This is a genomic window from Chryseobacterium flavum, from assembly GCF_003385595.1.
In the GTDB taxonomy this organism is placed as follows: domain Bacteria; phylum Bacteroidota; class Bacteroidia; order Flavobacteriales; family Weeksellaceae; genus Chryseobacterium; species Chryseobacterium flavum.
The window spans coordinates 61,604-74,132 of record NZ_QNUE01000004.1; the positions used below are offsets into that span (position 1 = coordinate 61,604).

Here is a 12,529-nt window from a genome sequence, read left to right on the forward strand (position 1 = left end):
ATGAGTTTTTTTAAATATAATAACTATTTCAGCCCCGATGCAATCATCAAATGCTCATGCCGTAATTTAGGAAGTGTAATGCAGGTCGGGAAAGTAGGAAGTTCGGGACTGATTACAGTTTTTGACGAAAACGGCAACCAGCAATGGAATAAAACATACTCCCACAGTCTGGATATAGTCTTTACCAAAGTAATGCCGTTTCAGAATGGTGATTTCATAGTCATTGGTATCCGTGGAGGAAAAACCCCTTTTGCCATGAGGATTAAATCAAATGGAGTAATTCTCTGGTCACGATATTTTCAGCAGACTACAACGACTGAAAACCACCTGTATTCAGCATTATTTCTTGATATGGCTTTTTATCTGGCTTACTTTGATGTTAATGATTCAACCAGCGGGGTGATGTTTATTACAGGAGATGGAAATGTTGAAACCAGAACCAGAATCAAGCATGCCAGTATTCCCGGAAATATTCTGGAGATAAATGGAATTGCCACATTTGGCGAAGAAGTTTTTATCAGTGCTAATGAAAGAGCAGCCAATGGGCAAAAGCGTGGTGTATTCATGAAAGGAGCAGTATATCATCCGGCAGGAGAGTCAGAATATGTATCTGTAGACGGAGTTCCTGTTATTATGAGCGGAGTTCACTGCAGGACAACCAACTCTTATTATGAAATATATTTGTCCGGGATGTTGGATAGCACACCTGTATTGTTGAACAATAGCCATAACAGATCCCTGTTGTACAAGGACTGGTATGGACAATCACTTCGTTTTGCCTATGGAGAAAACCATATCTATGCTGTAAATATGGATAATGAAGTGCGTTGTGCCCAGTATTACAATACATTACCTGACTGGACAAAAAGGATTGACGCTAAAGAATTTATCATTGATGAAGTTAAAGCGAACGAAGTACTGGCTCGCGGAACAGATGTGATCGGAAATTTTACAGGTCTTTTACCGGATTCAATAGATTCCTGTAAAACATATCCTGCAGGTATTTTTGAAACGCCGCAGAAAGATCTTCAGAGGCAGACTGCTGACTATGAGGGAACGAATATTGATTATGACATTAATGATCTTCCTTTCAGTGTATCAGATTATATGTATGAAGGCAAGAATGTTTGTGATAACGGAGGTGGTTCAACGATTAATTTTGATGAGTTTTCAGGATTACAAACCCCTGCTTTTTATCTTCAGGCTGCAGGGTCAACGGGGTCTGACAGTACGCAGGGGATTCATTTAAGATGGGCTTTTGGAGGGGCTTTAGGAGAAAATCACCTTCCTAAAGGAACCGAAGCAGGCAGTGAAGTAAATTTCAATAAGAAAAATGATTTTGTAAAGATTTACAGAACACCTTATGTGAAATCCATTTTCAACCTGAACTTTTCAACACCACCACAAATGGTTGATGATAACCAGAAATTGTGGGTATACAAGTCAGGAAGTAACAATCAGAGAATGATTTATGTTTACTTTAAAAATGCGAGTACCTATGCGTTTGTAAGACAGGGAACAGATCCTCTTTCTGAACCAGCCAAGTTTATCGAAAAGTATGGTAATGAACTTATTGAAGTACAATGTAAAACAGATCTGTTTTTTGCTGCAAAAGTGAATGTAATGAGACAATTGGGATCTGAATTAAAGATTGAAGCTCTTTCTGTGGCTGATCCCGCTAATATAACCCAGCAACATCTGGGTTATAGGGATACAACTGCTAAAGGATCGCCTTACTTCACAATAGAAAATGGTAAAACACTTCGTTTTAAAGCCAGTAAATGTAAAGTGACTTCCCTGGATTTTGAATTTTATTCAGATTTTATCAAAAGCAGAAATAGTGCGCAGGCCTGGAGTCATATGGGTGATTTTGCATTAACCAGGGATACAAAAATTGCTTTTAATGCACTTGACCCGCTTCCGGATACCAGACCCGTTCATGGAGCATGGCTCAGATATAATGATGAAGCTTATGTAAATACGGAAAATTACAGAGACAGATGGGAACATTCATCCCAGGGACCATTAGACAGGGATATCCGGACTGTAGTAGATAATTATATCAACCTGAGTAATAGCCAGGCTAACCCCAAAGCGTATGAAACCATCAATTTCAATTTATCTGCAGATCCTGTAGTCAATATTTCTACTGATGATCCTGAACCGGGAACTACACAGGTTTCAAATCTTGATCTTTTGAATATTGCCGCCCTTGATTACCATATTGCCAGAATGCTCGGATTAGGTTATCTGGACCTGAGTGATGAAGCTATGGGACCTGAATACATCTATATTGCAGAATATTATACCAACAGGAATCTGGATATCCATTCTACGGATAAGGAGTATCAGCTGCTTTCCATGTCTCTTCCTGTTTCTATTAACCTGGAAAGACTTTCCTTACCTGTTCAGCTTCTAAAATTAGGTAAAGGAATGGATGGCAATAACTCTTCCAGCCTGTATGATAGTGAAGGCTATTCAAATGATGGAAAATACCGTTACATCAGTATTTATAATCAGCCGTTACCTGATATTGATATTAACCCGGGCTTCTTTTCTTCGGCAGATTTTTTTGATGCCTCATCTTATACAAGACCCGTATATGCAGGATTAGAACATCGTTTGATAGAACCGGGAGCGCAGGATGATTATAAGTGGATAAAGCCAGAGCTTTGTCATGACAATAAATACCTGAATATTGATTCAACGGTAAGTGATTCAAAAGCTTTTGAAACCGTTTCAATTCAGATTCCTGATACCTATGCACCTATGTATATGCACCGGCAGGAAAAAAGTGGGTTATATCACTACCAATCTTATGGTATCAACTGGTTCTCCAGGGCACAGATAGGGTATAACGAACTTTCAATAACTACGGAAATAAAACCGTCTAACAGATTGTTGCCGCCGTCAGGAGTTGCCGCTTTTAATATTCAGAAAGAATATCCGCTGACATTTACTTCACAGGATGAACAGATTCGCCTGCAGGCTATCCCGGCTAATGAGGATAAAACTTTGGTAAGGATCCTTTTTGATTATTATAGCTATCAGGATCTTATTAATTATTCTATTCCTTTTGATTCACCGGTGACCAATCAGGAATATCTGTCGGATCCGAATTCTCTGTTCCCGGATAACAAAGAAATTTTTGCGGATGAAGCAGAAATTTATTTCAGAAATTCTGAACCTAAGGTTATTTCGGCAAAAGCTTATAATGTATTGCCTCACCAGAACCAGTTGTTGGCTGTTTTTGAGACAAAAGATTATCCTGTACCAAGTTCAGGTGCCACAGTACCAGGAAATGCTCAGCCATCTGTAGTTCAGGAGACTTTTAAATCTGAAATTCCTGCTGGAGCTGTTGCAGGTGATTTTATCGGAGGAATCTTTTTATTAGGTTCTGACGCTTACATTATCCATGAAATCACACAAGGAACTTCCGGGCTTAATTTCACAGTGTTTAAAAAAGGTCCTAGTGATGCTATTATGGCGGGCCAGACTCCTGCAATAAACCAGGCAGGGTTGGCACTTCCTGTTATCGCTCCGGCAACAGAAGGGTTATTCCATGTCACTGAAAATATGCAGAATACCTCAACATGGGGAGCACAGAATCCTAATATTTTAAAGGTGAAAATAGGATCCAGCGACTGGTCTGTACACAGGGAGATTATCGAAGTACCTGTTTCTGGCGGAACTACTCAGAGATATCTGGAAAAAACCAGAGGAATTTGGAAAAATGCTAAAGTAGAACCTTTTCTGGAGAAAATTGATAAATATCAGAACAGCGTGGGGGAGATCATCACCTATCCGCCTACCCAGCCGCCTGTTTTCCGGGGAGTATATAAAATAACGTTTACAGGATTCTCCATGGCACAGCATGCACAATATATGGCAAATGGACATTCTGTAGAATGGCATAAAGGAATTCTGAGGCTGTTTACCAATGAAAATATTGTCAATGGAGTTGCAGTTGATTCCAGGTCTTCATTTAAAGTAGTAAAAACAGAAGGAATAGGTACCAGCCAGAATCTTGTACTTTATATTTATGACGAAAGCTTTGAGATCAAAGAGAATCCATCAAAAGAACCTATTTTGTACGATAATGTACAGAATGTTCCAAAGCTGGCTTCAAATCCTGTAACAGGAGATTCAGTGCAAGTAAACTATTATCCTTCTTATAAGGTGTATTTGTATAAAAATACGGCCAATAACCTGACTCAGGACGCTATTTTACCTGTGGGAGATGAAGATGTCAGATATTCGGTTTTCGGACTTAAAAGCGTAGACAATGATAATGTTGATATGCAGGGTGCAAAATACAAATCCAAATTTAGTGTGCCTGCAGTGATGTTTGCCAACAGAATTGTAGTGCCGTTGAAGCCTGAACTGCCTGTAGGATCTACTTATGCTACAAGGCCGGATAAGTTTGGTAAGTCAACCTATAGTTTTATTACAAACTATCAGCAGAAACCGTATTCTGTGCAGTTTTACAGAGCTAATAACTCCATTCTGTTAGCAGCATTGTATGAGCCGAAAACTATTGAAGAAATTAAGATCAGCCTTGCTGCAGTAGGAGGTAATGATGAAATATTCTTTAATAACAGATGGCAGAATTTTGTAGATTTTGATATGCTGACGAATGGTGGCATAAGGTATGATATTTTTCCAAAAGCAGGACGTGTACGATATGCATTGCCACTTCCGGATAGTAAAGATTTCTTTGGAGCGATCAATGACTTTATTAAGGAGCATAACAAACATTATAACACAAATGTTCCATTGATAAATGACGGATCAATAGGAAATATGTTTTTTAGTGATGAGATTATTCCGGCTATTCCGAATGTCTCTGACAGGCTTATTTTTGGTCAGTTTATCAGAGAAAGAATCATCAACTGCTTTTTACCGCTTACGGAAGTTCCTGTAATCTATCAGCATATTAAAAAACTGAATGTTACAGATCCTGCAGGACACCGTCCTAAAAATAAAAAACAGAATATAAGGGATGCAAGCGGCTATTTATTGCCAACTACCCATGCTGATTTTGATATGGCTCCAATGGCAGCTGTTTATAGTGAAAGTCCACATTCAACATTGTTTACGGATTTTACACTGGATGGAGCTTCTGATAACTTCTATTTCTACGGAGTTCGGGAAATGGGTAATCAGATGCAGATGGGTGAATTCAGTCCTTTTCTGGGGCCGATTAAACTTGTCAATACCAATCCGGCTGAACCACCAAAAATCTTAAGTTTATTACCGGTTGTTGATAATGCAACACTTGGGATAAATGCTAAAGTCAGGATTGAAGTCAATCAGTACCCGGATGTACAAAATATTGAAACGATCTCTGTTTACAGAGCAACCAATAAACTGGATGCAGAATCTGTCCTAACAATGAAACATATAAAGACTGTGGGTGTTTTAACCGTTGAAAAAAATGTGGAGAACAGTTCCTGGATCTTATATGATGACTTTACTGACCTGGAGAATAAACCCTATGGGGATGCTTTATACTACCGGGTAGTGGTTTCAAGAAGAGTAAGCTATACAACAACTGATTATACAGTGGTACCACCTTCTACCAAAGAGGTTATGGACATGGCCCCGTCACTGCCGTCAAAAATTGTAGTTTCCACTTTAGTTGAAAACTACAATCCACCTGCACCAGTGCTGAGATACCATTCGGAACCGGTAGATTCTGATGTGCTTAACTGGGTGATTTTATCATGGGATCAGGTATGCTATAAAGGGAAATACCACCTTTATAAATTAAGCAATCAGGGGAACTGGAAAGAAATAGCCAGAATTGATACTGATGAAAAAGATATTTCAAAAGCAAAACTTTATGTATTCAGCCATAACCCTGTGACCAATACGGACGAATGGTTATTTAAGGAGACATTTGACCTGACAGGGAAAGAGTTTTTCCTTCCGGTTGAAAAGTTAGGACTGGACCCTATGCAGATAAAGGATGCAGCCGGAAATATATTATATCATCATTTCAAAATGGTAGCTCAGAATACTTCCAATATGCTCAGCACAGAGGAAAAGATACTGACTATTTATAAACAGGAAACATGGTCTGATATCGGAGGCATTTCACATGATGGGACAGATGGAATGATCTTACAGGGAACATTCATAGTAAGACCTTAACTAAATAGTTACAAATAATAGATGAAACAGTTCCTCCTGATCAAAGGAGGAGCTGATCATCAAAATCAAAAATTATGGCAAAAAAAACAATAGCAGCATTAAAAGAATATTTCAAAGCGGGAAAAAGACCGACTGAAAGTCAGTTTACTGATTTGATTGATAGCTATATACATATGGATGCTTTCAATCCTAATGCTTATCTGCCGCTCTCCGGAGGAAAAATGACTGGGGTTTTAAATTTAGGCAATACCAGTGTAACCTGGATTTCAAGGGATATGTCAGGAGCAACAACGAATAGTAATTTTGCGAGGTATTTTACAAAACTTACAGGTTCTAACGGGGATATTGATAGTTTTGGGCATTACGGAGCAGTAACAGATACAGGGGTGGTAAGCATGAACTGGGGATATATTGGAGGTACTGCTTATAATGTAAAAAATGCAATCAGATGGACTTCGGATCAGAGAGTTGCTATAGGAGCTGGTGCTGCAGTAGTCCCTACCGCAGGATATGCATTGGATGTGATCGGGAGTGAATATGTAAGAGGGGATGTAACTATTGCGGGTAATTTTAACACGTATCAAGGTTCATTAACAGCTCAGCATCAAGGTATCAATAAATTAAGAGCAGATGCTGTAAATACGATAATATCAGCTGCCTCAGTTAGTGGTACAAACGGAATTTTTCTAAGACCGGCTGGTGACACTGTTGCTACTAACCAAATTATCATCAGTACAAACGGAACCCAGTATGTAGATAATTATAATCTTTTGTTTGGTTCTCAGACTTCTACGGGATCATCTATTTTTCATACCAACATTTCAGGAAATGTTTCCGGTTATGGTATATGGATGGCTCATAATCTTCAGTTTAACGGAACGGATTTTATACAACCAAGAGGAAGTCTTAACTCATGGGCTTTCACTGTTAATAACCACAAAGGCTTTTCTTTTAACAGGGCAAATACAAGTGGAACAAACGGTTCTGTAGTGCCACTTATTGAATTGGCGAAAATATCCAGTACCGGTGTCATCAGTACCCTGAACACAGGAAGCTCAGATCAATGGAACGCAGCTTACGGCTGGGGAAATCATAGTGGAAAATATTTTCCGGTAAATTATACTAATTCGGTGAATGCAGCATCCTATCAAAGCGATATGCTGGCAGTGCCTGTAGGAACCTATACGGGAGCGGTCAGTCTTGCCTCCACTAATTTACCCTTTGCACAAGTTGGTGGACTGATTTCTTTTGGTAGTTCAGCTGTATCAACCAGACTATTAGGAGCCAGAGATAACTCTGATAACCTGTGGTTTCAGTCCGGTGATGGTAAAGGAGCATGGCGACAACTTGCTACAAGGGATTGGGTTATTGCGCAATTAGGATCAGTATCCACAGCTCAGCGAATGCCAACTGAATTATCAGAAGCCCAAATAGAAGAGAGTATTACACCAATTAAAAAAGAATATAAAATTGGCTCAGGTTCTTACCTGGAATTAAATGATGAAACAAGTTTTATTACTGTTACAGGTAATCAATCGTCTGATATGGTTTGCAATATTAAAGAGCTATATGGAGAACAAGAAATCAGAATCATTAATTTGTCTGCTTCTTCCTTACTTAAACTTCAATTGCAAGGGAATCAGGTTGCTACAGTTGAGCCCATGAAGTGCATGAAAATCTATATTTCAGTGGATTTGCAGATGGTAAACTTAGGGCAGTCAACTCTGGAAATTTTGTCTGAACAGAAAATTTAAATCTTTCCTTTAAAAAGAAAGAGACAATCTTTAAAAATTAAAAATTATGGCAAAAAAAACAATAGCAGCATTAAAAGAATATTTCAAAGTAGGGAAGAGGCCAACAGAAAGCCAGTTTAGTGATCTGATAGACAGTTATGTACATCTGGATACATCATCAGAGTATTCTGATTTCGTGGAATTTCCTGCAGATTTCCAGGTGGGAGATTATATAGAATTTGTAGGATTTGAGCCTTCCAGTGCCCGTGCAGGTGGGTTTTTTGAAATATCTGTTGCGTATACCAGAGGAAATATTGCATGTGGGGCTACTCATATTGCAGCTGTTTCCCATTCAAATTCAGATGTCTGGAGAGAATGTGGTACGGTGAATAAGAATAACTACATTGATGGTGTTGAAAATTATAATTTTACCCTTGATGTAAACGGAGGACTATGCAAATTCCGTATTAGGGCTGTACACACTTACGGAAGTTCAGATCAGGTACTGGGAGTTGTTATAAAGATCAGGTCAATTAATAAAAATGAAGCATGGACTAAAATAGACAACAGGGGTAAAGTTCTTACTTCGGTTCCTCTTCAGCCCATGAGCAATGAATGGAATCTTTGGGTTGGGAATCTTTTATCCCCTGAAAGCGCTAAAATAGGATTGAAGGTCAATACCAATGGCTATGTTGGGATAGGAGAAAGTAATCCGAAAACTAAATTAGATGTCCGTGGAAGTATTTTAGCAGGAGATATTGATTCTACCCAAGGAAATAATGCTTTTGCAATCCGTTATGAAGACGGTTCGCTGAATAACTGGGGATCATTGAGAAGCAGTGCAGAAACCTATATGAGTTACGGGGTAAGAGCAGATCCCTATGCTTCTTTAAAATGGCTATCAACCAATGGTACGTTTCCTCATTGTAATACAGCAGTAGTTACAGGAAGTGAAGGTATTAAGTTTTTTGGTTCCGATTATCAGCAGACTGCTCTGGATCATCCGGTAAATATGTCTGAATTAATGAGAATTAATCCCAATGGAAACGTAGGTATTGGCACTGGTAATCCCCAACAGAAACTTGATGTACATGGAAGTATTGCGTCTGAGGTAAGCAGTAATGAAGGCGGAGCTTTCATTTTGCAGAATCCAAGTAAGACAGCTTCCGGTACAGCCAATAAATGGGCCATTTACAATATGACCGGAGGTTATGGGAATGGATTGCAGTTCTGGAATTACTCTGCAGACGGAGCATATGGTGCAAGATTATTTTTATCCGATGCCGGTAATATGGCATTATACGGTAAAATTGAAGCAAAAGATGTTGTGATTACAGCTACACCTACTGCCGATCATGTCTTTGCATCAGATTATAAGCTGCGGGAAATCAGTGATCTTGAAAAATTCATTTCTGAAAAAAATCATCTTCCGGAAATTCCATCTGCCAGAGAAATGACAGATAGCGGATTATCAATAGGGGATTTCCAGATTAAATTACTTCAGAAAATTGAAGAGCTAACCCTATACATGATCTCGATGAAAAAGGAGATCGATATTTTAAAATCAAACTAATTATGGCAAAAAAAACAATTATACAATTAAAGAATTATTTTAAAGCAGGCCAAAGACCAACAGAAATCCAGTTTGGAGATTTTTTTGACAGCTATGTGCATCTTGATGATCCCACAGTATTTCCCAATAGTTTTAAATATAAAAACTTTTCAGTTAAATTTCCCAACCTTGAAAGCAATTTAGCGGTAGATATATTGTTGGGGAGTACGGTGAATGGAAACTTTGAAATACAGGTTGTAGGAGCATGGAATAATGAAAATACAGTAGGAGTCATTAAAAAACAAATCATTATCGGAGCGAATCCTAATGGTGGTATCTGGAATCAGCCCTTATCAAGAATTATAGAAGCATCGGGTCCCATTACTAACCATATTTATCTTGGTGATATTGTCTGGGATAGCAATATAGCTCAGTATAAGTTGACCCTATATCATACACGTCAGTCCGGTAATGTATATGCTATCAGGCTTACTCAGCATTGTAACTCAATTTCGGTAATTGACAATGCTGTTCTGTCTGATATCTATACTAATGCACTGACTGGTCAGAGTAAACATTATGTCAACTACAATGATAATGTTGGAATTGGTACAAAAAATCCACTTGCACCATTGGATGTTCAGGGAAGGATTTTATTTAATGCCGGTTCTGCTGTCGTTAATGGTGTAGGAATTGTCGGTTATAGTACCCAATGGGCAAGAGGATATAATTTTGTATCCCCTGACAGTACTCTGAATCTGGGAGGTTTCGGAGCTTCAGGAACCAATGACCAGTTAGGTCATTATTATGTGGGAAAGTATGGTAGTGGCAGTATTGCTAAGTTTTACGCGGCTGATGACCGTATTTTTCTCAAAGGAAATGTAGGAATTGGAACAGAAACCCCAGGTGCTAAATTAGATGTTGTAGGAGACGTAATTGCCGGAAACAAATCGGCAACTGAAGGAGTTAATGCTTTTTCCATACGGTATGATAATGGCTCATTTAATAATTGGGGAGCTTTAAGAAGCGGAGCCGAAACCTATATGAGCTATGGTGCAAAAGCTTCCTCTACTAATGCCTATGGCTGGGTATCAAGTAACGGTTCTTTATCCAATTATAAAACAGCTGTTACATTAGGAAATGAAGGTATAAAGTTCCTTGGAAGTGCCAATTCGCAAACCAGTATAAACTCGCCGGTTGTAATGAATGAGTTTATGAGGATTACACCAAGCGGAAATGTGGGAATAGGAACAAAGAATCCCGACCAGAAGCTTACGGTAAAAGGAAAAATCCACGCAGAAGATGTTATTGTGGATATGAATGTACCGGCAGATTATGTATTTGAGAAATATTTTGACGGTCAGTCTCCGATCAGGCCGGATTATGAAATGCCCGGGATCAATGAGCTGGAATCTTTTGTAAAAGAACATAAGCATCTGCCGGAAATTCCTTCCGCAGAAGAAATATTGAATGGGGGAGTTGGTTTGGGAGAATTCCAGATGAAGCTGCTTCAGAAAATTGAAGAGTTAACACTTTATATTATTTCTCTGAAAAAAGAGATTGATACAAAACTGAATTAGTTATGGGAAAAAAAACAAATTCAGAATTAAAAGAATATTTTAAAGCAGGGAAAAGGCCTACAGAAGTTCAATTCGGAGATCTGGTTGATAGTTTTGCCAATCTGGAAGATCCACAACTGTTTCCCAAAAACTATATAAGAAAGGCATTAAGGATTGACTTTCCCCATCAACTATCTGATCAGGCTACTGACATCCTTTTGGGAAACAGGGGAATGTCAGGGTTGCTTGAAGTGGAAATTGTGGGAACATGGGTATATGAGAATACTGTAGGAAATATTAAGAAGCTCTTCCAGATAGGGTTCAACCCGGATAATTCGGTGTGGTATACACCTACGTCAAGAATCGTGGAAGCGGGTGGGCCTATTATTAATCATATTTATATCGGGGATGTTGTCTGGGATGCTAATATTAATCAATATAAAATAACAATTTACCACACCCATTATGCAGGGAATATATACGATGTCAGAATTACTTACCACTGCCCGTTTGATACACAGGATTTTAGTGATGTAAAACTTTCAGACGTCTATACCAATCCTATCTCAGGACAAAGAATCCACTATATCCACTATAATGATAATCTTGGAGTCGGAACTTCCTTACCTGAAACCAGTCTTCATGTGAAGGCACCAAGAAACCGGGGCGATGCCAACGTGGTTGGTGCGCTGCTTGACAGAAGTGAGGCTGCGGGAGGAAGCAATATTGTCCAAATGAAATACCATTCAACAGCTGATCTTGAACTTAATTCGCTTTTTACAGGAGCTAACTTCAGGTATGGTTCTTATGGAGACTTTAATATCGTTAATAATATTAATGATGGTACCTATGGAGCAATTAACCTGGTAACAAATGCAAAAACAAGACTGAATGTACAGGCGAACGGGAAAATTGGGATTGGAACTGAAATACCGGCTGCAAAAATGAATATTGTCTCAGGTTATTACACTCCTGAAGGAGAAGGAACTTTGATGGTAGGAGATCCGGGACACGTCAACTTAAGATTTGGGTATACCGATCGCTATAGCTGGATACAGAGCCATGGATCATCACCACTGCATATCAATCCTCTGGGGAACAATGTGATTCTGAGCAGAGAAGCAGGCAATGTAGGAATTGGGACAGAGAACCCCGACCAGAAGCTTACGGTAAAAGGAAAAATCCATGCAGAAGATGTTATTGTGGATATGAATGTACCGGCAGATTATGTCTTCCAGAAATATTTTGACGGTCAGTCTCCGATCAGGCCGGATTATGAAATGACCGGGATCAATGAGCTGGAATCTTTTGTAAAAGAACATAAGCATCTGCCGGAAATTCCTTCCGCGGAAGAAATATTGAATGGGGGAGTTGGTTTGGGAGAATTCCAGATGAAGCTGCTTCAGAAAATTGAAGAGTTAACACTATATATTATTTCTCAGAATAAAGAAATAGAAAATTTAAAATCAATAATTGAAGAATAAATAGAATTGTTCAATAACTGGTGGCTGGTCTCATTGAGGCCAGCT

At 38.8% G+C, this 12,529-nt stretch carries 5 protein-coding genes; all 5 read left to right on the forward strand.

What is annotated here, in order from left to right:
• The 5 genes from DRF59_RS05855 (at position 1) to DRF59_RS05875 (ending at position 12,484) form a co-directional block, all read left to right on the forward strand.
• Positions 1-6,156, forward strand: coding sequence for a hypothetical protein (locus tag DRF59_RS05855; RefSeq protein ID WP_115957749.1), 6,156 nt, complete (start codon positions 1-3; stop codon positions 6,154-6,156).
• 74 nt (positions 6,157-6,230) lie between these two features.
• Entirely contained in the window at positions 6,231-7,910 is a 1,680-nt protein-coding gene (locus DRF59_RS05860; protein WP_115957751.1) for a hypothetical protein, read from the forward strand.
• Positions 7,911-7,956: 46 nt separating this feature from the next.
• Positions 7,957-9,462 carry a hypothetical protein gene (locus tag DRF59_RS05865; RefSeq protein ID WP_115957753.1) on the forward strand — a complete coding sequence of 502 codons (1,506 nt, stop codon included), beginning with the start codon at positions 7,957-7,959 and terminating at the stop codon, positions 9,460-9,462.
• 2 nt (positions 9,463-9,464) lie between these two features.
• Positions 9,465-11,021, forward strand: a complete 1,557-nt coding sequence (locus DRF59_RS05870; protein ID WP_115957755.1) for a hypothetical protein — start codon at positions 9,465-9,467, stop codon at positions 11,019-11,021.
• Between the two features lie 2 nt (positions 11,022-11,023).
• A complete protein-coding gene (locus DRF59_RS05875) occupies positions 11,024-12,484 on the forward strand; it encodes a hypothetical protein (protein ID WP_115957757.1) in 1,461 nt (486 codons plus the stop codon).
• The last annotated feature ends 45 nt before the right edge of the window (positions 12,485-12,529 follow it).